At 75.1% G+C, this 22,559-nt stretch carries 19 protein-coding genes and 2 pseudogenes; 9 read left to right on the forward strand and 12 right to left on the reverse strand.

All coding sequences use genetic code 11. The features are described 5' to 3' along the window. The 5 genes from FH715_RS17740 to FH715_RS17760 form a co-directional block, all read right to left on the reverse strand. Entirely contained in the window at positions 1 to 621 is a 621-nt protein-coding gene (locus FH715_RS17740) for a DUF47 domain-containing protein (protein ID WP_097233764.1), read from the reverse strand. A 97-nt stretch (positions 622 to 718) separates the two neighbouring features. Continuing rightward, complete coding sequence (locus FH715_RS17745; protein WP_139646447.1) at positions 719 to 1,063, reverse strand: DUF2516 family protein; 345 nt, start codon at positions 1,061 to 1,063, stop codon at positions 719 to 721. A 115-nt stretch (positions 1,064 to 1,178) separates the two neighbouring features. Then, entirely contained in the window at positions 1,179 to 1,760 is a 582-nt protein-coding gene (locus FH715_RS17750) for a hypothetical protein (protein WP_139646449.1), read from the reverse strand. Positions 1,761 to 1,808: 48 nt separating this feature from the next. Then, positions 1,809 to 2,303 carry a helix-turn-helix domain-containing protein gene (locus tag FH715_RS17755; protein WP_139646450.1) on the reverse strand — a complete coding sequence of 165 codons (495 nt, stop codon included), beginning with the start codon at positions 2,301 to 2,303 and terminating at the stop codon, positions 1,809 to 1,811. A gap of 55 nt (positions 2,304 to 2,358) precedes the next feature. Beyond that, the gene (locus FH715_RS17760) at positions 2,359 to 3,111 is read right to left on the reverse strand and encodes a class I SAM-dependent methyltransferase (protein WP_211367697.1); all 753 of its coding nucleotides are present in this window, start codon (positions 3,109 to 3,111) and stop codon (positions 2,359 to 2,361) included. A 201-nt stretch (positions 3,112 to 3,312) separates the two neighbouring features. Between FH715_RS17760 and FH715_RS17765 the strand changes: the two genes are divergently transcribed. After that, on the forward strand, positions 3,313 to 3,855 hold the full coding sequence (locus FH715_RS17765) for a VOC family protein (RefSeq protein ID WP_139646451.1): 543 nt from the start codon (positions 3,313 to 3,315) through the stop codon (positions 3,853 to 3,855). Beyond that, positions 3,848 to 4,669, forward strand: a complete 822-nt coding sequence (locus FH715_RS17770; protein ID WP_139646453.1) for a MerR family transcriptional regulator — start codon at positions 3,848 to 3,850, stop codon at positions 4,667 to 4,669. Before FH715_RS17765 ends, FH715_RS17770 begins: the two co-directional genes overlap by 8 nt. A gap of 391 nt (positions 4,670 to 5,060) precedes the next feature. Here FH715_RS17770 and FH715_RS17775 read toward each other — a convergent pair whose 3' ends face one another. Further along, the gene (locus FH715_RS17775; RefSeq protein WP_097233771.1) at positions 5,061 to 5,417 is read right to left on the reverse strand and encodes a winged helix-turn-helix transcriptional regulator; all 357 of its coding nucleotides are present in this window, start codon (positions 5,415 to 5,417) and stop codon (positions 5,061 to 5,063) included. 73 nt (positions 5,418 to 5,490) lie between these two features. Here FH715_RS17775 and FH715_RS17780 point away from each other — a divergent pair, with 73 nt between their 5' ends. After that, positions 5,491 to 6,417, forward strand: coding sequence for an NAD(P)-dependent oxidoreductase (locus tag FH715_RS17780; protein ID WP_139646455.1), 927 nt, complete (start codon positions 5,491 to 5,493; stop codon positions 6,415 to 6,417). On the opposite strand, the gene FH715_RS17785 is transcribed toward FH715_RS17780, so the two are convergent. Next, the gene (locus FH715_RS17785) at positions 6,377 to 7,933 is read right to left on the reverse strand and encodes a serine hydrolase domain-containing protein (RefSeq protein WP_139646456.1); all 1,557 of its coding nucleotides are present in this window, start codon (positions 7,931 to 7,933) and stop codon (positions 6,377 to 6,379) included. The genes FH715_RS17780 and FH715_RS17785 overlap by 41 nt on opposite strands. 110 nt (positions 7,934 to 8,043) lie before the next feature. On the opposite strand from FH715_RS17785, the gene FH715_RS17790 reads away from it, so the two are divergent. Both FH715_RS17790 and FH715_RS17795 read left to right on the forward strand, forming a co-directional pair. Next, a complete protein-coding gene (locus FH715_RS17790; RefSeq protein WP_139646458.1) occupies positions 8,044 to 9,264 on the forward strand; it encodes a sensor histidine kinase in 1,221 nt (406 codons plus the stop codon). Then, entirely contained in the window at positions 9,255 to 9,908 is a 654-nt protein-coding gene (locus FH715_RS17795) for a response regulator transcription factor (protein ID WP_139646460.1), read from the forward strand. Before FH715_RS17790 ends, FH715_RS17795 begins: the two co-directional genes overlap by 10 nt. A 10-nt stretch (positions 9,909 to 9,918) precedes the next feature. On the opposite strand, the gene FH715_RS28980 is transcribed toward FH715_RS17795, so the two are convergent. Then, entirely contained in the window at positions 9,919 to 10,530 is a 612-nt protein-coding gene (locus FH715_RS28980) for a hypothetical protein (protein WP_246108818.1), read from the reverse strand. Positions 10,531 to 10,577: 47 nt separating this feature from the next. After that, positions 10,578 to 11,216 (reverse strand): TetR/AcrR family transcriptional regulator, encoded by a 639-nt coding sequence (locus tag FH715_RS17805; protein WP_139646462.1) that lies wholly within the window; start codon positions 11,214 to 11,216, stop codon positions 10,578 to 10,580. Positions 11,217 to 11,337: 121 nt separating this feature from the next. Between FH715_RS17805 and FH715_RS29330 the strand changes: the two are divergent. After that, positions 11,338 to 12,966 (forward strand): annotated as a pseudogene (locus FH715_RS29330) (ABC-F family ATP-binding cassette domain-containing protein); the annotation flags it as partial. 45 nt (positions 12,967 to 13,011) lie between these two features. Beyond that, positions 13,012 to 13,902 (forward strand): annotated as a pseudogene (locus FH715_RS29555) (Vgb family protein); the annotation flags it as partial. A gap of 207 nt (positions 13,903 to 14,109) precedes the next feature. Here the strand turns inward: FH715_RS29555 and FH715_RS17815 are convergent. Beyond that, positions 14,110 to 14,901, reverse strand: a complete 792-nt coding sequence (locus FH715_RS17815) for an SDR family oxidoreductase (RefSeq protein WP_139646464.1) — start codon at positions 14,899 to 14,901, stop codon at positions 14,110 to 14,112. A gap of 209 nt (positions 14,902 to 15,110) precedes the next feature. Between FH715_RS17815 and FH715_RS17820 the strand changes: the two genes are divergently transcribed. Beyond that, on the forward strand, positions 15,111 to 16,022 hold the full coding sequence (locus tag FH715_RS17820) for a helix-turn-helix transcriptional regulator (RefSeq protein ID WP_139646466.1): 912 nt from the start codon (positions 15,111 to 15,113) through the stop codon (positions 16,020 to 16,022). Positions 16,023 to 16,100: 78 nt separating this feature from the next. On the opposite strand, the gene FH715_RS17825 is transcribed toward FH715_RS17820, so the two are convergent. Beyond that, on the reverse strand, positions 16,101 to 17,369 hold the full coding sequence (locus FH715_RS17825) for a sialidase family protein (RefSeq protein ID WP_139646468.1): 1,269 nt from the start codon (positions 17,367 to 17,369) through the stop codon (positions 16,101 to 16,103). A 669-nt stretch (positions 17,370 to 18,038) separates the two neighbouring features. On the opposite strand from FH715_RS17825, the gene FH715_RS17830 reads away from it, so the two are divergent. After that, positions 18,039 to 19,925, forward strand: a complete 1,887-nt coding sequence (locus FH715_RS17830; protein ID WP_170184756.1) for a heparinase II/III family protein — start codon at positions 18,039 to 18,041, stop codon at positions 19,923 to 19,925. A gap of 628 nt (positions 19,926 to 20,553) precedes the next feature. Here FH715_RS17830 and FH715_RS17835 read toward each other — a convergent pair. Further along, positions 20,554 to 22,533, reverse strand: a complete 1,980-nt coding sequence (locus FH715_RS17835) for a glycoside hydrolase family 127 protein (protein ID WP_139646472.1) — start codon at positions 22,531 to 22,533, stop codon at positions 20,554 to 20,556. Positions 22,534 to 22,559: the final 26 nt, after the last annotated feature.

Genomic DNA, 22,559 nt, shown 5'->3' on the forward strand with positions numbered 1-22,559 from the left:
TCAGGACTCCTTGACCACGATGGTCTCCACCGTGTTGGCGACCGACTCGAAGGCGTCGGCCGCCTCCTCCAGCACGTCCACGATCTGCTTCAGCTTCATGACCTCGATGGCCTCGAAGCCGCCGTTGAAGAGCTGCGCCAGCAGCTTCCGGTGCACCTGGTCGGCCTGGTTCTCCAGGCGGTTGACCTCGATCCAGTACTCGTTGAGGTCGCGCATGTCACGCAGCCTCGGCATCGCGGCGGCGGTCAGCTCGGCGGCCCTGCCCAGCACCTCTATCTGGCTCTCCACACCCTTGGGCAGCTCGTCGATCTCGTAGAGGACCACGAGGTCGACCGCCTCCTCCATGAAGTCCATGATGTCGTCGAGGAGCGAGGCCAGCCGGTAGATGTCCTCCCGGTCGAACGGGGTGACGAACGACGAGTTCAGCTCGTGGAAGATCGCGTGCGTGACATCGTCCCCCGCGTGCTCCGCGGCGCGCATCCGCTCGCCGATCTCAACACGCGTAGCGGCGTCGGCGCCGAGCAGCTCCATCAGCAGTTTCGAGCCACTGAGCACGTTGTCGGCCGCGGTGGCGAACAGCTCGTAGAAGCTGGTCTCCTTCGGCTTCAGGCGAAAGCGCACGGCAGTTCCTCTGACGTTCAGCGGCTGTTGTCCCGTTGATGCTAAGTGCAGGAACCAGCCACGGCTAACCCTCCCACGTCCCGCGCCGCCGGACGCCTCAGCGACCGCCGTTGTACGGGCCGTAGGGGCCGTCGCTGCTGCTCCAGCCGCCGCCGCGTCCACCGCCACCGCCGCCGGTCACGGCGCGCAGCGCCGGGCGGACGTCGACGAGGTAGACGATGGTGGCCACGGTCGACACCAGCACCAGCAGCAGCCAGGGGAAGACCAGCTGAACGGCGACCGCGCCGCCGAGGATCATCAGCCAGGTCGGCTTGGTCTGCTTGTCCGCCGCGCGGAACGCGTCCTCCCGCTGGAGGGCCGCGTGGATCAGCGCGTAGCCGCTCATGATCAGCAGCCCGAGGAAGAGGTAGAACCACAGCGACAAAAACGTCTCGTAAAACATGCTCCGCCACCCACTGTCCGTTTGCGGCTGTTTGCCGATGGTTGCCGTCCACGCTACCGGCCGGGAGCCCCGGTCGGTAATGCCCAGGGTTCCCGGCCGTTGACGCGGTATGCGCTCAGTCCTTGGGCGGCATCTTCTTCGGCCCGGACGGGGCGGCCTTGCGGGTGCCGTTGGCCCGGCGCGGCTTGGCGGCGGTGGCCTTCTTCGCGGCGGGCTCGGCCGACGCCTCGGACTCCGCCGGTGCCTCGGGCTTCTCGGCGGCGGGCTTCTCGGTGGCGGTGGCCGCCGCCCTGGCCGCGGCCTCCGCCTCCTCGGTGACGCTGGCGGGCTCGGTGAACGGCTCGGCGGCCACCGGCTCGGTGACCGACGCGCGCTCCACCGTCACCTCGTCCCAGTCGCCCGCGCCCTCCTCCTCGGCGCGGCGGCGCTCGACCACGGTCTTGCCGCGCTCGGCGAGGCCGTCATAGGTCTCCCGCGCCTTGACCGCGTACTCAAGCGCCACTCCGACGCCGGTCAGCGCGGCGTGCTGGGCGCGCTCGCGGATCCGGGGCAACTGCTCGGGCGCCTCGGCGCGCAGCCGCTCCAGGGTGGCGGGCAGCTCGCGCAGCTTCTGCGCGGCGAGATCGGCGGTGCCGGCCGCCACATAGAGCGGCGTGGACTCGGTCAGCGTCTTCCGCAGGTCGTCCGTGATGGCCATGGTGGTTTCCCCTCCCGTGGGTTCCCGTGGGTCTCCGGGATTCGGTGGTCAGTGGTCGTCGTGCGTGGCGTGCGTCTCGTGCGCGGCGTGCGCGTCGCCTGTGTGGCGCCTCTCGTCGCCGCGCGGGGTCCCGGGCGTCGGCGCCTCGTCCGCCGCCCCGCGCGGCTCGGTCGCGGCGGTCGCGGCGGTCTCGGCACGGAACGAGGTGTAGATCTGGATCAGGGCCGCCTTCTGCGGCTCGGTCAGTCCGGGGTCGGCGAGCACCGCCTCGCGCACCCCGGGGCCCGGGGCCGCGTCGGCCTCCTCCTGTACCCGCTCGTCGAGAAAGCCGGCCTGCACGTAGAGCGTCTCGGCGGAGATCCGCAGCGCCTTGGCGAGCTGCTGGAGGATCTCGGCGCTGGGCCTGCGCAGCCCGCGCTCGATCTGGCTGAGATAGGGGTTGGACACCCCCGCCGCGTCGGCGAGCTGCCGCAGGGACAGCTGCGCCTGCCGCCGCTGCTCCCGCAGGAACGCGCCCAGGTCTCCCACACCGAGTGAAGCCATGCGCTCCAGCGTGCACCAACGTGCTAGCTATTGCAAGCGCCCTGCTTGCGGCAGGCTATGGGGTGGTCGAGGGTGCCTCAAGCACGAAGAAGAGGAAGCACATCCTGGTCGACAGGTCGTGGAAGTCGTCGGGGTACAGCTCGCGGGCGGCCGGATCGGGCTGTGGCTCGCTGATGACGGCCAGACGGAAGCCGGCCGCGGTGAAGGCGTCGGTCATCGCGTGCAGTGGCCTGCGCCAGAAGGTCATCCGGGCGGGCCGCCCCAGCAGGTCGGTCCAGTCCTGGGCGTACTCGGTGGTCGCGTGGTAGTCGGGCCGGGGGTCCTGGTGGGCGTAGTCCACGAAGGGGTGCTGCACCGACGTGATCAGTCGGCCGCCTGGCCTGAGCACGCGCCGCGTCTCGGCCAGCGTCGGCCCCCAGTCCTCCAGGTAGTGCAGCACCAGCGACGCGAGGACGTCGTCGAACGCGCCGTCGGCGAACGGCAGCGGGTCGCCCAGGTCGGCCACCCGCAGGTCCGCGCCGGCACCCAGCCGCCGCCGCGCCAGCTCCACCATTTCGGCACTGGAGTCGAGGCCGGTGACGAGGGCGCCTCGGTCGCGCAGCGCGGCGAACAGCGGGCCGGAGCCGCAGCCGGCGTCGAGAATCCGGCGGCCGGCCACGTCCCCGGCGAGGGACAGCATCGCGGGCCGCTCGTAGTAGGCGTTCAGGAGGCTGGTCTCGTTGAGGGCCGAGTAGGTCTCGGCGAAGCTGTCGTAGTCGTTCACCCGGGCGGCGGGTGCGGACTGGGCGCGGTCCTCGGCGGCAGGCACGTCGCGGTCTCCGTCTCGTCGTCTCGGCGCAGCGCACGGGCGCTGTCTCGATGCACTACGCCGGCCGGCGCGTCGCGGTTCCAGACGTCCTTGTCGCCGGCTTCCGGCGCGCGGGACGGGGCCGCGCCCGAGCGACCGCACGCCAGGTCCGACCGGTCCCGGCTTGACCCTCACGCGGCGTGAGGCGGGAGGGTCGGGGCCATGAGCGACCACTACGACGCGTTCGAGATCAGCCCCGTGCCCACGCCAGGCCCCGAGGCGGTGCCGCCGGAGCCGTTCCGTGGCATCTACGGGATGCCCGCCTTCGCCACCGTGCCGACCGACGACCTGGCGGCCTCCGTCGACTTCTGGGTGCGCGGGCTCGGCTTCTTCGAGCTGTTCGGCATCCCCGGCACGCTGGTGCACCTGCGGCGCTGGGCGTTCCAGGACGTGCTGCTCGTCTCGGAGGCCGAGGCCCAGGAACGGCCGCCGGCGATGGGTCTGAGCTTCGCGTGTGTGCTGAGCCAGCTCGACGGCGTCGTCGCGGATTGCCGCGCGCTGCGCCCCGACTCCGTCGACGGCCCTCGGGACACCCCCTGGAACACCCGCGACATCACGGTGATCACCCCCGAGAACGCGCGGATCGTGCTCACCGCGGCGAAGCCCTTCGACCCGGCGAGCCAGGAGGCGCGGAACCTGGAGGCCATCGGGATCACCGGCCCCGGCACCCGCCCCGGCCGGGGCGACAATGGGGAACATGGCTGAAGCCGTCGACGCCGACGAGCCCTCGGACGCCGGAGGGCTCACCGTCGGACAGGTCTCCGCGCGTCTGGGCGTGACGGTCCGGGCGCTGCACCACTGGGACGAGATCGGACTCGCCCGGCCGTCGTCGCGCACGGCCGCCGGGTACCGGCTCTACGGCGCCGGCGACCTGGAACGCCTGCACCGCGTCGTGGTCTACCGCGAGCTCGGGCTCGACCTGGACGCGATCCGCGCCGTCCTGGACGACTCGACGGCGGACGTGCCGGGCGCGTTGCGCGCGCAGCGCGCGCAGGTGGACGAGCGGATCGAGCGCCTCCAGCGGCTCGGCACCGGGCTGGACCGGATGATCGAGGCCCACGAGCGCGGCCTGCTGCTGACCGTCGAGCAGCAGGCCGCGCTCTTCGGCCCCGACTGGGACCCACGGTGGCCGGCCCAGGCGCGGCGGCGCTACGGGGACACGGCGCAGTGGCGGCAGTACGTCGAGCGTGCGGCCTCGCGCGGGCCCGAGGAGTGGGGGGCCGTCGCCGACGCCGTCACCGCCCTCGACCGCGCGCTCGGCGAGGCGATGGACGCCGGTGTCGCTCCGGGCAGCGCGGAGGCCAACGCGCTCGCCGAGCGGCATCGCGAGGTCTTCGCCTCGTACTTCCCCCTCACCCGGGGGATGCAGGTCTGCCTGGGCCGCATGTACGCGTCCGACCCGGGGTTCGCGGCGCACTACGACGGCGTCCGGGTCGGCCTCGCGGCGTGGTTCCGCCGCGTGGTGGACGCCAACGCGCGGGCCCACGGGATCGATCCCGACACCGCGACCTGGAGCTAGGTCGCCTCGTTTGGATCTTCGCGGGGGCGCGACGCCAGCGATGGGGGCACCTCCCAGGCCCCCGAGGGGCCTGGGGGAACCTCGCTGCGTTACCGAATCGCGCGAATACGACCAAGTATGAGCTGCGATCCGGCGCCTTGCGATGCACCGCATCATGGGGGCACCTCCCAGCCGCGAGGCTGGGGGAGCCGCGCCCTGATCCACGAAGATCCAAACGAGACAACCTAGGGCCGGCGTCCACCACACCGGGCACCCGCACCGGGCACCCGCGCCGGGCAGCCGCGTCCCGGGGCACCCACAAAAAAGTGGGTACTTGGCGTCGCCCGCCCCCGCCGTCAGGCTGGTGGGGGCGGCCGGGGCCGGGCCGTGCGGATGAGGGCGGGCGGTGGCTTCAGTGGGCGGGCGCGGTGCCCGCCTCGACGAGCCGTTCCAGGCGGCGGTGGCCCCAGTCGGAGAGCGGTCCCAGGACCTCCGACAGCTCGCGGCCGAAGGCGGTCAGCGAGTACTCGGTACGCAGCGGGAGTTCGTCGTAGACGCGTCGGTGCACCAGCCCGTCGGTCTCCATCTCGCGGAGCGCCGTGGTCAGCACCTTCTCGCTGACGCCCGGCAGCAGCCGGCGCAGTTCGCCGGGGCGGTGCGGGCCCGACTCCAGCTGCCAGAGCAGGGCGGTCTTCCACTTGCCGTCGATCACGGCGATCGCGGCGGTGACGCCGCACACCTCGGTGTCGTTGGCGCGGCTACGCGTCATCGATACCCCTTTTATCCGTGTTTGTGTATGGGTCGTTACCCGTTGGGTCAAGGAAACAAGAAGGCGGAGCACCATGGACGAGTCCACCACCACCGCACAACACCCCGCGACCGACCGGTCTTCCGTGACCGTGCTCGGGCTCGGGCCGATGGGCCGGGCGCTGGCCGGGGCGTTCCTCGCCGGGGGCCACCGGACCACCGTCTGGAACCGGACGCCGGGCCGCGAAGGCGCCCTGGTGGAACGCGGCGCGCTCGCCGCCGCCACCGCCGCCGAGGCGGTCGCGGCCGGCGAACTGACCGTGGTCTGCGTGGTCGACTACCGCGCCGTCGAGGGCGTGCTCGGCGGCGAGGGGGTGGCCGAGGCGCTGCGGGGGCGCACGCTGGTGAACCTGTCCAACGACATCCCGCAGCGCGTCCGCGCACTGGCGGCCTGGGCCGAGGAGCACGGCGTCGACTACCTCGACGGCGCGATCATGACGCCGACCCCCACCATCGGCACCCCCGACGCGGTCTATCTGCACAGCGGCCCCGAGGCGCCCTTCCGCCGGCACCTGCCGGTGCTGGAGGCGCTGGGCGCCGCCCACACCCACCTCGGGGAGGAGATCGGTCTTGCCGCCGCCTACGACATCGCGCTGCTCGACGTCTTCTACTCGGCGATGGGCGGCTTCGCCCACGCCCTGGCCGTCGCCGGCGCGGAGGGCATCGGGGCGCGGGAGCTGGCGCCGTTCGCCAACGGGATCGCGAAGATCCTGCCGCCGATCTTCGAGGAGCTGGCCGAGGAGGTGGACCGGGGCACGTTCAGCGGCGACGACAGCCCGATGACCTCGGCGGCGTCGGCGGCCTCGCACATCGTCGAGTCCTCCGAGCGCCACGGCATCGAGGCGGGGATCATGCGTGCCGTCCAGGGGCTGACCGACCGGGCGGTGGGGCTCGGCCACGGTGGGGACGGCTTCATCAGGATCACCGAGCTGCTGCGACGCGGCGCGCGCGCCACCGCCTGACCGACGGCGCGGCCAGCGCCCCGCAGCGGGCGAGGAGCACGGCGGCCGACGCGGCGGCGCCGGCCGCCGTCCAGATCACCAACGCCGGCCAGACGTACACGACCTGGCCGAAGGTGCCGCGCCGGCCCATGGCCAGCCCGCACAGTTCGGGCAGCCAGAACAGCAGCGCGAGGGGCGCGAGCGGCCACAGCAGCCCCGGCGCGGAGCGCCAGCGCGGGCGGTCCGCCGCGCGCCGTGCCCAGCGGCGCGCGCGCCGGGCGCCCCACCCGCCCAGTCCGATGGCCAGCACGGTGAGCGCCGCCAGCACCCAGTCGGCGGTGAGGGTGAACGGCCTGTGGTCGCCGGGCGCGCGGCCCTCGGCCAGGTCGACCAGCCCGTCGGCCAGCGCGACGGCGTCGTCGCCCGAGACCATCCCGGTGTTGGTGGCCACGGCGATGCCGACGCCGCGTTCCGGCAGCAGGATCTGTATCGCGTTGTGGGTGAGCAACTGCCCGGTGTGTCGCAGCTTCACGGGGCGCTCGCCCTCCGGGCTCACGCTCCACCCCATGGCGTAGTCCCGCCCCTCGGGCGGGGTGTGCGCCAGCCGCGCCTCGGCCTCCGGCAGCACCCGGCGGCCGTCGGCCGACACCCCGAGGGTGTGCTGGGCCACCAGCCAGTCGCCCAGGTCGTCGGCGGTGGTGACCACCCCGAACGCCCCGCCGGTGAACCAGCGCGGATGGTCCCGTTCGAAGAGCCGCCCGTAGGCGCGCACATGGCCGCGCGCGCCCTCCGGCATCTCGGCCGTGGAGTCGACGGTGACGCTGTCCTCCATCCCCAACGGGCGGAGCACTGCGTCGGCCAGATAGTCGGCGAACGGCTCCCCGCTCACCACCTCGACCAGCCGGGCGGCCACCGCGTAGTGGGTGTTGTGGTAGTGCCAGGCCGTGCCGGGGTCGTCCGCGAGGCGCGCGTCGCGCAGCGCGGCGACGGCCTCGGCGAGGCTGTCCGGCTGGGGGAGCACCAGGTCGGGGTGGGTCGAGTCGGCCATCCCCGAGGTCTGGTGGAGGAGTTGGCGGACGGTGATCTCCTCGGCCCTCGGGTCGGCCATGGCGAACTCCGGCAGCTGGTCGGCCACCGGCTCGTCCAGCGCGATCCGGCCGTCCGCCGCCAGCCGCAGCACCGCCCAGGCCGTCATCGACTTGGAGAGCGAGGCGACGGGCACCGGGGTCCGCGCCGTCAACGGCCGGCCCCCGGCGGTGTGGCCGTAGCCGGCGGCCCGCACCACCCGTTCGCCGCTGGTCACCGCGACCACGGCGCCCGGCAGCCCGGTGTCGTCCAGATAGTCGCGCACATGGGCGTCGACGGAGGCGGCGTCCAGCGTCGGCCGCCCGTCGGCGGCCCCCGCCGCCGGGGCCGCGCCGGTCAGCGCCAGCAGCGCGACGGCGCCCGCCGCGAGCCGCGGCGCCGCGCGGCGCCGGGGCGTTCGGGCGGTCCTCGGGGCGGTGGCCCCCGCGTCTCTTGTTGCGTCTCTCCACATGGCCGCCATCCCAGCGCGAGGCCCCCGGCCCCGGCACTGACCCGCGAGAGACGGAAAGGGTAGTGCGGGCACTACCGCGCGCCCCGCCGGCCGGCGGCTATGGTCGCCCGGTGCGTGAACGAACCGCCTGGTCCGCCCTCGCGCGGCACCCGCTGCGCTTCCTCGCCACGCCCTGGCCGTGGCGGGCGCTGCTCTACACCGCGAGCGGCGTCGTCCTCGGCGTGCTGGCCGCCGTCGTCCTGCTGACGCTCGCGGTGCTCGGCCTGGCGACGGTGGTCGTCGGCGTCGGCGCGCCGCTCCTGCTGGCGGTCGCGCTCTCCGGCGTGTTCGTGACCAGGGTCGAACGGTGGCGGCTGCGGCTGGTCGACCTCGACCCGGTGCCCGACCCGCACCGCGCGCCCCCGCGCCCCGGCGCGCGCGCCTGGGTGGCCGCCCGGCTGCGTGAGCCGGCCACCTGGCGCGAACTGGGCTTCACCGCCGTCTCGTTGACCGCGCTGTGGTGGCTCGACCTGCTGGTGCTCGGCTTCGCGCTGGGGCTCCCGGCGCTGCTGGCGTACTCCCCGGTGGACGACCCCTCGGCCTGGCCCTGGCTCGTGGTCGGCGTGGCGCTGCTGCCGGCGGCGCCGTTCACGCTGACCGCGTGGGCCGGGGCGCGGGCGGCGCTGACCCGGATGGTGCTGGCGCCCAGGGACGGGGAGTTGGGGCGGGAGTTGACCGAGGTCAGGGCCTCGCGGACGCGGCTGGTCGACGCGTTCGACGCGGAACGCCGCAGGATCGAGCGCGATCTGCACGACGGCGCCCAGCAGCGGCTGGTGGCCGTCACGATGCGGCTGGGCCTCGCCCGGCTGGACGCGGCCCCCGACTCGCCGGCGGAGCGCCAACTCGCCGACGCCCAGGAGGAGATCGGGTTGGCCATCGCCGAACTCCGGGAGCTGTGCCGGGGCGTGCACCCCAGGGCGCTCGTCGACCACGGGCTGGGCGCCGCGTTGGAGAACCTGGCGGACCGTTCCCCCGTGCCCGTCGCGCTGGACGTGGAGCTGCCGGAGCGGCTGCCGCCGGGCATCGAGAGCGCCGGATACTTCCTGGTCGCCGAGGCGTTGACCAACGTCGCCCGGCACAGCGGCGCCGCCGGCGCCGAGGTCGAGGCGCGGGTGCGGGCCGACGTGCTGACCCTCGCCGTCAGGGACGACGGGCGCGGCGGCGCGGCGCCGGCCGAGGGCGGCGGCCTGGAGGGGCTGGCCGACCGGGTGGACGCGGCCGGCGGGCGGCTGCGGGTCTCCAGTCCGCACGGCGGACCGACGCTGCTCCAGGCGGAGTTGCCGTGTCGCTGACCGTGGTGCTGGCCGAGGACTCGGCGCTGTTGCGGGACGGGCTGGTCGGGGTGCTGACCCGGTTCGGCCACCGGGTGGTGGCGGCCGTCGGCGACGCGGACGCGCTGGTCGAGCGGGCGTTGGCGCACGAGCCGGACGTGGTGATCACCGACGTGCGGATGCCGCCGGGCCACGGGGACGACGGCCTGCGGGCCGCCCTGGAGCTGCGCGCCGCGCGCCCGGGGCTGCCGGTGCTGGTGCTCAGCCAGTATCTGGAACGGTCCTATGTCGGCCATCTGCTGCGGCTCGGCGGCGAGTTGGGCGTCGGCTACCTGCTGAAGGACCGGGTCGCCGCGGTCGCCGACTTCGTCGCCGCGGTGGAACGCGTCGCGGCCGGCGGCACCGCGCTCGACCCCGAGGTGGTGCGCCAACTGCTGCGCCGCGGCGCCGACCCCGTCTCCCGGCTGACGCCGCGTGAGCACGAGGTGCTGGCGCTGATGGCCGAGGGCCTGGGCAACGCGGAGATCGCCGGCCGGCTCCATGTCTCGGGCGCCGCCGTCAACAAGCACATCGGCGCGATCCTGCGGAAGTTGGGGCTGCACGAGGACATCGCCGGCCACCGCCGGGTGTTGGCGGTCCTCGCCTACCTCGGCGGCGGGGCGTGATCCGCGCCGTTCACCACGGCTCACTCGTGAACAGCCGCGCGTCGTGCGGACGCGGGCGCCCGCCGTCGGGGTGGGCGGCCGGCGAGCGGTCGGCGGGGGAGGAGTGTTCGGCCAGCTCGGCGAGGGTGGCGAGCCCGGCCAGCACCGGCGCGCGGTGCCGCCCGCGCTTCATCCACTCCGGCAGCCGGGCGATCATGGACGACGTCGGGGAGAACGGGCCGCGCTCGCGCATCGTCGCGCCGACATAGGCGGCCAACGCCTCGACGTGCGCGGCGTTGTAGGCCCACAGCACATGGCCGACGCACGGCGTCCGCAGCCAGAGCGGCCGGCCGAAGAACGGGTCGTCCGACTCGCCGAGCACCGCGCCGACCAGCGCGGTGCCCTTCCGCTCCGCGTTCCACTCGCGGACCAGGCCGCAGCCGCCGCAGGCCAACCTGCGCGGCATGAACAGCAGTTCGCTGCCGTAGCGCGGCGCCGGCAGGTCCGGCCTCGGCACCACCACGGCACGCCCGCCGCAGCCGGGACAGACCACCAGCAGTCGGTCGGCGAACGCGGTCAGCGCCCCACCCAGGTCCCGATGCCGCCGAGGCCCCTCCGCGCGCTCCCCGCGCTCGTCACCCATCCCCCCACCCTGCCACCGGTGCCCGGCCGGGGCACCCGGGTATCGCGTCACCCCGGAACGGCGAACGCCCCCGCGCCCGCCGCCAGGGCCGCCGTGCGGGCGGCGGTGGCGGGGAGGGCCGGGTCGGCGGGGGCGCGCAGCAGGGCGAGGCGGTGGTAGACGGGCGCGGTGGCGGCGACCAGCAGCGCGCGGTCGTCCGTGGCGGCGCCCGGCAACTCGCCGCGCGCCGCCGCCCGTTCCACCACCGGCGCGCAGCGGCGGTAGCGGTCGTCCCAGAAGCGGCGCAGCGCCTCGGCGGCCTCGGGGGAGCGGAAGGACGCGGCGATCAGCGCCATGGCGATCGGCGGGTCCTCGGTGAGCCCGGCCGCGACCTCCTCGTTGAGCGCGGTCAGGTCGCCTTCGAGCGAGCCGGTGTCGGGCGGCGCCCAGCCGTCGTCGGCCGCCGAGTCCAGCACGTCGGCCAGCAGCCCGCCGACGTCCCGCCAGCGGCGGTAGACCGTGGTGCGGTGCACGCCGGAACGGGCGGCGACCGCGTCCACCGTCAGCCCGTCGTAGCCCTCGGCCACCAGCTGCTCGCGCACCGCCCCGTGCACCAGCGCGCGGACCCGGGCGGTGCGCCCCCCGGGGCGGCGGCGGGGCGCGGGCGGGTCCTGCGGCATGTCGGTTGACGGTGCTGGAGGCTCCATGGCAACATCCTAATGCAACTGTTGTCGCATTTATGGGGTGTCCTGGTGCTCATCCGAGGTGTTCGTCCGACCGCGCGGCCCGTTCCGGCCGCTCCCGCCTCGCACACCACGGAGCCCACCCTTGCGCACCCAGATCACCGCACACGACCTCACCAGGACCTTCGACGGCCGCCCCGTTCTCTCCGCGGTCAACTGCTCCTTCCCTGCCGGTGAACGCGCCGCCGTCGTAGGGGAGAACGGCTCCGGCAAGAGCACCCTGCTGCGGCTGCTCGCCGGCGTCGACCGGCCCGACGAGGGCCGGGTCGTGGTCCGCGCCGAGGGCGGCGTCGGCCACTTCCTCCAGGAGGAGACGCTGCCCGCCGACCTCACCGTCCAGCGGGTCCTGGACCGTTCCCTCGCCGAACTCCGCGCCGTGGAGAGCCGGTTGCGCGCCCTGGAGGCGCGGATGGCCGCCGACGAGCGCGTCGCGCTCGGGCCCGGGGGCGAGGAGTACGGCCGGCTGCTGACCGTCTTCGAGCTGCGCGGCGGCTACGACGCCGACGCCCGGCTGGAACGCGCGCTCGCCGGCCTCGGCCTGTCCGCCCTGCCGCCCGAACGGCGCGTCGGCACCCTCTCCGGCGGCGAGTTGGGCCGGCTGCGGCTCGCCGCGCTGCTGGCCGCCGCCCCCGAGGTGCTGCTGCTCGACGAGCCGACCAACCACCTCGACGACCGCGCCGTCGACTGGCTCGCCGACCACCTGCGCGGCCGGCGCGGCACCACCGTGCTGGTCTCCCACGACCGCGACCTGCTGGAACGGGTCGCCACCACCGTCTGGGAGCTGGACGCCGACCGCCGCCGACTCGTCCGCCACGGCGGCGGCTACGCCGGCTACCTCGCCGAACACGCCGCCGCCCGCCGCCGCTGGGCCGACGCCCACGCCGCCTGGCTCGCCGAGACCGAGCGGCTGACCGAGGCCGCCGCCACCACGGCCCGCCGCGTCGCGCCGGGGCGCGGGATCCGCGACGGCAACAAGATGGCCTACGACCGGGCCGGCGGCCGGGTGCAGCGCTCGGTCGCCGGCCGGGTGCGCAACGCGGAGGAACGCCTCCGCCGGCTGCGCGCCGACCCGGTGCCGCCGCCGCCCGAGCCGCTGCGCTTCCGCCCGGCGCTGCGCGCCGACGCCCTGACCGGCACGGTCCTCGCCGCCGAGGGGCTCGCCGTCGACGGCCGGCTCGCGCCGCTCGACCTCGCGGTCGAGGCCGGCGACCGGCTGCTGGTCACCGGGGTCAACGGCTCGGGCAAGAGCACCCTGTTGAGCGTGCTCGCCGGCGAACTCGCTCCGGACCGTGGCCGGTTCACCGCGCGTGGCCGCGTCGCCCGGCTCGGCCAGGAGCCGCCGCCGGCCCTTCCCGGGCAGACCCTGCTGGCGGCCTTCGCCGCCGGCAGGCCGGGCACCAGGGAGGAACACGCCGAACGGCTGCTGGCCCTCGGCCTGTTCGCCGCCGAACGGTTCGACGTGCCGGTGGCACGGCTCTCCACCGGCCAGCGGCAGCGTCTCGCGCTGGCCCGCCTGGTCGACGCGCCCGTCGACGTGCTGCTGCTCGACGAGCCGACCAACCATCTCTCGCCCGCGCTGGTCGAGGAGGTGGAGGCGGCCCTGGCCGACTATCCGGGGACGGTCGTCGTCGTCAGCCACGACCGCCGCCTGCGCGCCCGCTGGCGCGGCGAGCGCCTCTCCCTCACACCCGCACGCCCCCCGGCCGCGCCGGCTCCGCCCGCCCCGCCGTCGCCGTGGACCGCGATCGAGGTGCCAGACGGGCGGGCCGGCGGCCCCTACGCGCTGGCCCTCGGACCGGACGGCGCGCTCTGGTTCACCCTGGTCCACGCGGGGGCCGTCGGCCGGCTCGCGCCCGACGGGCGGATCGACACCCACCCGCTCGACGACCCCGGCTGCGCGCCCACGGTGATCGCGCCGGGGCCGGACGGCGCGCTGTGGTTCACCCGCTACGGCGACCACCGCGTCGGCCGGATCGACACCCGGGGCCGCGCCACCTCCTTCGCGCCGCCCACGCCCGAGTCCGGCCCGTACGGCATCGCGGCGGGGCCGGACGGCGCGCTGTGGTTCACACAGTCGCGCGTCGACCGCGTCGGGCGGATCACGGTGGACGGGCGCGTGGACGAGTTCCCGCTGCCCTGGCCCGGCGCCTTCCCCGCCGCGATCGTCGCCGGACCGGACGGGGCGCTGTGGTGCACGCTCAACCAGGCCGACGCGTTGGCCAGGATCACTGTGGACGGGCGGGTCAGCCGCCACCCGCTGCCTACCGAGGGCGCCGCGCCCGTCGGGCTGACCGTGGGCGCGGACGGCGCGCTCTGGTGCGCCGAGATCGGCGCCGGCCAACTGGCGCGGATGACGGCGGACGGACGGGTGGACGAGTTCCCGCTGCCCGACCGGGGCTGCCGGCCGCACGCCGTGCTGCACGGGCCCGACGGCCGCTGCTGGTACACGGCGTGGGCGGCGGGGCGGATCGGGGCGATGGACGCGGAGGGGAGTGTCGAGGAGTTCCCGCTCGACGACGCCGGGTCGGAACCCCACGGACTGGCCTTCGACGCGGCGGGGGCGCTCCACGTGGCCCTTGAGTCCGGCACCCTCGCCGTCCACCTCGCCGGTGGGGCGCCGGTCGACCACCCACCCAAGCCACCCACGTGAGTGCTCGTCCGCGGCCCGTCACTGAGCATTCGCGCAGTTCCCCGCGCCCCTTGGGGCGTCACCGGCCTGAGGTGAGTGCGTTCCCAGGCCGCCCACCGGCGGAGCCAGGGGCGCGGGGAACCGCGCGGGCAACCGGCCGCCGGGGATGCGGTCGACCACGAAACCGGACGGTCCGGCTCGTTGGTCGGCCGCGGCCCGGGCCAGAGGTCACACCTGGCCGGTGGGGGTCACCGCCAGGTGCCGCACGTTGACGCGGGGCGGCAGCGCCGCGAGGAAGCCGACCGTGGCGGCGATGTCGCCCGCCTCCAGCCACGCGTGCTGCTTCCGCGTGCCGGCCAGCCACTCCAGCGCGCCCTCGTCCGTCACGTGCTCCTGCAACTCCGTTTCCACGATGCCCGGTTCGAGCGCGGTCACGCGCACATCGCGCGGGCCCAGCTCGGCCCGCAGGTTCGCGGAGAGGTGGGAGACGAACGCCTTCGTCGCCGAGTAGACGGAGAACTTCGGGTAGACGCCGGTCGCCGCGACCGAGCTGATGTTGAACAGGTCGCCGACGCCCTTCTCCGCCGCCGAGCGCAGCAGTTGCGGAACGAACGCGGAGACCACGTGCAGCACCCCGCCCGCGTTGAGGTCGAGCTGGCGGCGCCAGAGGTCCAGCTCGCCGGAGTCGACGGCCGAGGAGAGCATCACCCCGGCGTTGTTGAACACCAGGTCGGCGTCGCCGAGTTCGGCGGCGATCCGCGAGGCCGCCGCGTTCACGGCCGCCTCTTCCGTGAGGTCGACGCCCAGCGGCAGCGCCGTGCCGCCGGCGCCCTCGATCCGCTTGGCCAGTTGCTCCAGCCGCTCCTCGCGCCGCGCCAGTAGCGCGACCCGGGCGCCCAGCTCGGCCAGGTGCTCGGCGGTGGCCGCGCCGATGCCGCTCGACGCGCCGGTGACGACGGCGACCCGGCCCGCCAGCGGGCGCCCGGTGGCGGTCGGGGTGGTGGTGACGTTGGTGGACACGCGGTGTCCCCTTTCCCTGGGTCGTTGGGGGAGCCGGTGGCGTCTCACCGCCGGCCGCCTCTCCAGCACACCAGCCGCCGACCCGCCGCGGGGCGCCCCACGAGGCCCCCTCCCGACCAGCCCCGCCCGGACCGGTACCGCCCGGACTGGTACCGGCAGGGCCACCCAGCGCCCCCCGTCCGTGCGCCGCCACCCCGCACACTGGGGGAGTGGACCGTGGTAGCGAACTCTCCGACTTCCTCCGCACCCGCCGGGCCCGGGTCACCCCCGACGCGGCGGGGCTGGCGCCCGACCCCCGCCCCCGCCGCGTTCCGGGGCTGCGCCGCGACGAGGTCGCGCGGCTGGCGGGCGTGAGCACCGAGTACTACACCCGGCTCGAACAGGGCCGGGCCCGCAACCCCTCGCCCGAGGTCGTCGAGGCGCTCGCCGCCGCGCTGCGCCTGGACCACTCCGAACGCGAGCACCTGGGCAACCTGCTGGCCCGCCCCCGCCCGGCGGCGGCCCGCCGCGCCCCGGCCAGCCCGCAGCGGGCGCGGCCGGGACTGCGGATGACGCTGGAGGCGTTGGAACGGGTCCCGGCGTTCGTCATCGGCCGCCGCACCGAGGTGCTGGCGACCAACCGGCTGGCCCGCGAGGTGATGACCGACTTCGACGGGCTGCCGGCCAAGCAGCGCAGCGTCGCCCGCTTCATCCTGCTCAACCCGGAGGCGCGGCACCGCCTGGTGGACTGGGAACAGGGCGCGGCCGAGACCGTGGCGATGCTGCGGCTGGAGGCGGGACGCTATCCGCACGACCGGCAGCTGACCGACCTGGTCGGCGAACTGATGGTGCGTTCACCGGAGTTCGGCCACTGGTGGCACGACCACCGGGTGCTCAGCCGCACCCACGGGCTCAAGCGCTACCGCCATCCGCTGGTTGGTCAGCTGGACTTCCACTACGAGTCGTTCCCGGTGCCGGGCGACCCCGACCAGGTGCTCTGCGTCTACAACGTCGAGCCGGAGTCGGAGACGGCCCGCGCGATCGACATCCTCGGCGGCTGGACGGCGACCCCGCCGCCCGCCACCCCGGACCGCGCCGATCACCGCGCCGATCACCGCGCCAACGGGCCGAGCGCGGGCTGAACGGGTCGAACGGGCTGAACGGGAACGGCCGGTCGCTTCCCGTTCAGCCCGTCCCCGTTCAGCCTCGCTCGGTTCCGCTCAGCCGAGCGGTCCCGTCGCCGCGTAGGCGCGGCAGGTGTCGCCCTCCCAGTCGGTCGCGATCTGGAGCAGTTCCGTGCCGTCGGCCGAAGGCAGCAGCGGGGAGCTGTAGTTGGGGCAGAAGTTGGGTTCCGCCGTCGGCACCTCGACCGGTGCGGGGGCCGCCCGCCAGGGGCCGGCGCCGCCCTCGGTGTTGACCAGCACGATCCGGCCGTTCTCGGCGGCGGTGGAACCGTCCGCGTTCAGCACCATCTGGCCGACGATCACCAGTTGACCGTTCGGGTTGCCGTCGGGCGCCGGGGACCAGGCGACGGTCGGCGCGGCGCGCAGGTACTTGCCGTCGGCGGTCTCCGGGCGGAAGCCCAGGTGGGCGGGGTCGCCCCAGTCCCAGCCGTCGGGCGAGACGCGGTAGTGGACCACGCACTGGTACTGGCCGCCGGGGTTGCAGATCTCGAAGATCATGAAGTACGAGCCGTCGCCCAGCTGCCGGACGACCGGCATTCCGGGCCGGTCGGGCTCCCAGGTGCTCGCGACGGTGTTCCGGTGGTCGCCCCAGGCGACGCCGTCGTAGGAGCGGGCGGCGACCAGCTTCTGGCTGTGCGCGGGGTCGGTCTCGTCCGCGTAGTGCGCGACCAGCGCGCCGTCGGCGGCGATCGAGAACTCCGGTTCCCACAGCCCGCCGTCGTTGGCGGCGACCGCGATCGTGGAGAGGTACTCCCAGCTGCGGCCGACGTCGTCGCTGGCCCAGACGCGCAGCCCCATCCGCCGGTCCGCCTCGTCGCCGCCGGCCGACGAGGCCCACAGCAGGGTGCCGGCGCGCAGGTCGCCGACCTGGCGCGGCAGTTCGTAGAGGGTGGTGCAGCACAGGCCCTGGCCGCCGGCGGAGTCCGGGTCGGCGACGGTGCCCACCCGCGTGAAGCTGTCGCCGCCGTCGGTCGACTCGTGGATGGCGCCGAGGCCGTCGCCGCCGTCGAAGGTCACGGTGCTGGCGAGCACCCGGCCGTTGGCCTCGCCGTTGTGCGCCAGCCGGATCACGCGCGGGTAGAGCGCGGTGCCCTCGGTGATCGGGGTGCCGGTCGCGGTCGGCGCCACGTCGGTGGACGCCGGGTCCGAGGGCGCGGCGACCGCCGGCGCCTCGGCTTCCGCGCCGGGGAACGCGGCCGAGGCCGCCGGCGCGCTCAGCAACGCGGCGCACAGCACGGCCACACCGGCACCCAGCAGCGTCGTCCGTCTGGCCCGGCGCGTCGATATCAGGCTCGTTCGGCTCATGGAGGTGGTGTCCCTGCCTTCTCTCGGTGGGGTCCGTCGACCACGCGGGGTGGTCAACGGGCGGACAGGCGGAACGCGTTGCCGGGCACCGTTCGGCGGGCACCCGACGCATCGCGCACGTTCAGCACGGTGCACCGTGCGCGGGCGAACCGCCAGACGGCGGAGGGGTTGCGGAGTTCCCCTTCATCGATGTAAAAGTCTCGTCCGCGCACCGCCCGAGGGGCGAGGTGGGTGAACGCACGGATGTCCGACCCGGAACGGTCCGCCGTCGGTCGCCGCTCTTACGGTCGCAGTTCGCGGAAGCCGAACGGCAGTTCCCGTAACCGGGATGGCGTGCAACGGTCAGAGATGGTCGAGAGCGGTCGGAAGCGGTTTTGCGCGGGGGCGCCTGGGAAGCAGCAAGCGGCGGCACCAGGACGGCCGGGCCACCCCGCGACAACCCCCGAGCCGCTCGGCGACGAAGAAGGAGACGAAGAAGGAGGCGAAGAGGAGACGAAGGAGGAACAGAACCGTCTCGCGCCCCGCCTGACCAGTCACGACCGGAGCAATCCACCCGACCCCTCGCGCCACCCGCACCAACCCGCACCACCCGCACCACCCGCACCAAGGACCGAACGCCGGAGCAACCGGGCTTCGCGCGATCGGCGACCAGCACGGAGGGACCCCAACGTGCAGCACCACCGGCTCAGCGACCTCCACCCGCGCGAGCGGCTCGCCGCCACACTGCCCCCGCCGGGCGCCTGGCGCCCCCTGCCGCCCGCCTCCGACCGGGCCGCGTGGAGCCGGGTCCCCGAGCCGCAGCGCCTGCGCACCCTCGCCCTCGCCGAGGCCCATCTCGCCGACGTGCTGCCCCCGTTGACGGACGACGGCTTCGCCGCCTACGGCCGCACCGGCGACCGGGCCCGCCACGAGCACGCCTACTTCGCCCGCCGCACCCGGCTGACCGCCGCCGTCGTCCACACCCTGCTGGCCGGGCCCGGCACCGCCACCGCCGAACTGGAGTCGCTGGTACGGCTGCTGTGCGCGGAGACGACCTGGTGCGTGCCCGCCCACGAGCTGGGCCGCGACACCGACGGGCTGCCCGCGCCCGACCCCGCGCGGCCGACCGTCGACCTCTTCGCCGCCGAGACCGCCGCCCTGCTCGCCTACACCCGGCTGCTGGTCGGCGAGGAACTTCCCGACGCGCTACGCGAGTTGATCGCCACCGAGGTCCGCACCCGGGTGCTCGCCCCGTTCCGCGCCAGGGACGACTGGTGGTGGCTGGGCCTCGCGGGGGAGCGGCTGAACAACTGGACCAGCTGGATCGTCGCCAACCTGCTGCCCACCGCCCTGCTGCTGGAGGACTCGCCCGAGACGCTGCTGACCGACGTCGAACGGGCCGTCGGCGCGCTGGACCGCTACCTCGCCCAACTGCCCGACGACGGCGGCTGCGACGAGGGCCTCGCCTACTGGTGGCGCTCCGCCGCCTCCTACTTCGAGGCCGTCGAGACCCTCGCCGACGCCACCGGCGACCAGGCCGCGCTGCGGATGCCGCGCACGGCCGCGCTGGTGCGCTACCCGGTCACCGCGCATGTCGCCGGACCCTGGTGGGTCAACTTCGCCGACGGCCCGGCCCGGCTGCCCAACGTCGAGCCGGGGCTGCTCTTCCGCTACGGCGCACGGGTCGGCGACCGCGAGGCCACCGAACTGGCCGCCGCCACCGCGCCGGCCGCCTCGCTGGACGCGCCCGACGTCTCGCTCGCCCGGCTGCTCACCCCGCTGCTCGACGACGCCTGGCACGCCGCCCGCGCCGACGGCCTCGCCCGGCCGCCGCTGGTCCGCCAACGGTGGCTGCCGTACACCCAGTTGCTCGTCGCCAGGGAACGCGAGGGCGACCCCGACGGCCTCTTTCTGGCCGCGAAGGGCGGCCACAACGACGAGTCGCACAACCACAACGACGTGGGCACGTTCCTCGTCGCCCACCGGGGTGCGCCGGTGCTGATCGACCTCGGCGTCGGCACCTACGACGCGACGGCCTTCGGGCCCGACCGCTACGGCGTCTGGACGATGGGCTCGGCCTGGCACAACCTGCCACTGGTCAACGACATCCCGCAGTCGGCCGGTGCCCGCCACGCCGCCACCGACGTGACGGCCGAACTCGACGACCGCGCGGCCTCGTTGACGATGGACCTGGCGACGGCCTGGCCGCCGGAGGCCGGCGTCCGCGCGTGGCGCCGCACGGTGGCGCTGCGCCGGGGCGGCCCCGGCGAACGGTCCGAGATCGCCGTCACGGAACGCTGGCGCCTCGACGCGCCGCCGCACGCGTTGGCGCTGCACCTGGTCACCACCCACCCGCCGGCCGCGGGGCCGACGCCGGGCAGCCTGCTGCTGGGCGCGCCGGGACGGCGGCTGCTGCTGGACTACGACGCGTCGGTCTTCTGCCTACTGGCGGAGGAACGCCCTCTGGAGGACCCGAAGTTGGCCGCCGTCTGGGGCTCCACCGTCCACCGCGTCCGCCTCCTCGCGACGGCCCCACCCGCGACCGGCACCACCCACCTCACCCTCCACACGGCGTGAGCCACGGTCCACCCCAGGGGCGCGGGGAACTGCGCGAGCAACCGCCCACCGGGCCGCACTCGACCACGCACCTGCTCGGCCCCGCTCGTTCGTCGTCCGTGGCCCGCCCCGGATGCGCCGCGCAGTTCCCCGCGCCCCTTCGGGTCGGCTCTGACCCGCACGTTTGTCGCTGGCCGGTGCCACGGTCCACCTCGGGGGCGCGGGGAACTGCGCGAGCAACCGTCCACCGGGCCGCACCGGACAAACGCACCTGCTCGGCCCCGCTCGTTCGTCGTCCGTGGCCCGCCCCGGATGCAGCGCGCAGTTCCCCGCGCCCCTTCGGGCCGGTTCTGACCCGCACGTTTGTCGCCGGCCGGTGTCACGGTCCACCTCGGGGGCGCGGGGAACTGCGCGAGCAACCGCCCACCGGGCCGCACTCGACCACGCACCTGCTCGGCCCCGCTCGTTCGTCGTCCGCGGCCCGCCCCGGATGCATCGCGCAGTTCCCCGCGCCCCTTCGGGTCGGCTCTGACCCGCACGGTTGTCGCCGGCCGGTGCCACGGTCCACCTCGGGGGCGCGGGGAACTGCGCGAGCAACCGCCCACCGGCCCGCACCCGGCCACGCACCGCGACCGCGGCGCACCCCCACTCACACCTCCGGCAGCCACACCTGCATCGGCCCCGCCTCCCGGTTCGCCCACAACCGATACGGAACCGCCGTCAGCGCCACCCGTTCCCACGCCACCCGTTCACGTTCACCCACCTCCCGCGCCCCCGCGGAGCGGTACAGCGGGGCGTCCGGCGCCGGCGCCGGCCGGGCCAGGCCCTCGCCGCGCAACACCACCGTTCCGCCCAGCAGTTCGGGCCGCCACTCGGCCTCCCAGCCCTCCGCGCCGGCCCCGCCAGCCACCGCGATGTCCCGCACATCGACCCCCGGATGGTCCGCCTGCTCCAGGCAGAAGACCAACGGCCCCCGCGCCAGCGCCGTCCGCCCGTGCGCCGCCCGCACCCACGGGTGCGCCACCACCGGCCGCACCGCCAACGGATACACGCCGCTCACCACCTCCCCGGCCCGCCAGCGCCGACGCAGCACCGTGAACCCGTCCACCGCCTCCCCGGCAACCCCGACGCCGTCCACCGCCCACTCCACCGGCGCGTCCGCCCAGCCGGGCGCCGGCAGCGCGATCCCGCACTCCCCTTCCGGCGCCCGCACCACCTCCACGCGCACCCCGCCCTCCCACGGGTACGCCGTCGTGACCGCCAACTCCAGCGTTCCGCCCGCCACTTCGGCCCGCACCCGCCCCTCGGCCAGCAGCAGCACCCACAGCGTCGCGGGGTCGACGGAGTCGACCGCGTACGCGTAGGCGGGCAGCGCCGCCACCAGCCGCGCCAGGTTCGGCGGGCAGCACGCCGTCCCGAACCAGGGACTGCGCCGGTGACCCCCGTTGTCCGCCAGCGGGTTGACGTAGAAGAAGTGCTCGCCGTCCAGCCCGACGCCCGACAGCAGCCCGTTGTGCAGCACCTGCTCCATCGCGTCCCGCAACTCCCCGGCCCCGCCACCGGCGCCGACCCCCGACCGCAGCAGCATCCGCCACGCCCACTGGAAGTGCGCCACGGACGCGCAGCTCTCCGCGTAGGCCCGTTCGTCGTCCAACTCCCAGGCCGCGCCGAACGCCTCGCCGTCGTGCCGCGCACCACCGCCGCCGGTCACATACCGCTTGCGGTCGGTGAAGTCGCGCCACAGCGCGTCGACCGCCGGGTCCAACGAGGCGGCGCTCTCGGGGAGTTCGGTCAGCAGGTCGGTGGCGCCCGTGTACAGGTAGAGGGCCCGCACCGCGTGCCCCACCACCTCCCGCTGCGCGGCCAGCGGCTCGTGGTCCAGGTGGTAGGCACGGCCGCCGATCGCCGGCGGGGTCGCGCCGTGCTGCTCGACGAACCACAGCGCCTGCTCCGCGTACCGCGGATCGCCGGTGGCCCGCGCCAGTTCGACCAGCGCGGTCTCGTACCCGGGGTGCCCGTCGGCGCCCGGGCGCCGACCGGGGCCGAAGACGCTCCAGACGTGCGCGGCGAACCGTTCCGCCACGGCGAGCAGCCGCCGTTCCCCCGTCGCCCTGAAGTGCGCCACGGCCGCCTGCACCAGGTGCCCGCCGCAGTACATCTCGTGCTCGTCCCTGAGATTGGTCCAGCGCCGGGCGGCGCGCTCGCCCATGAAGTACGAGTTGAGATAGCCGTCCTCGCCCTGCGCCGCCTCCAGGACGGCCACCACCTCGTCCACCCGCGCGCGCAGCGCGTCGTCCTCCGGCGTCTCGGCGAGCTGCCAGCAGGCGGCCTCCAGCCACTTGTGCACGTCGGAGTCGGCGTAGAACGCGCCCTGGAAGTCGGCGACCGGGTCGCCCGCCAGCAGCCCGCCGGCCCGCCGCAGGTTGTCGATCGCGCCGCACTCCTCGCAGCGCCGGTGGATGGTCTCCAGGGTGATCGTCCGGTTGCGTTCCCTCGCCTCGGCCAGCGGCCCCCCGGTCAGCGTCGCCGCGCCCAGCGGCACCGGCGACAGCCGCGCGCCCGGCGCGCCGCGCGGGTCGGCGGGGGCGGCGAGGGGCGTCTCGTTTCGGGCGGTCTCGGTCTGGGGCATGGCGGAACGTCCTCACTGTCGCGGCG

Origin of the sequence: Streptomyces sedi (assembly GCF_006335015.1) — a bacterium.
Classification (GTDB): domain Bacteria; phylum Actinomycetota; class Actinomycetes; order Streptomycetales; family Streptomycetaceae; genus Streptomyces; species Streptomyces sedi.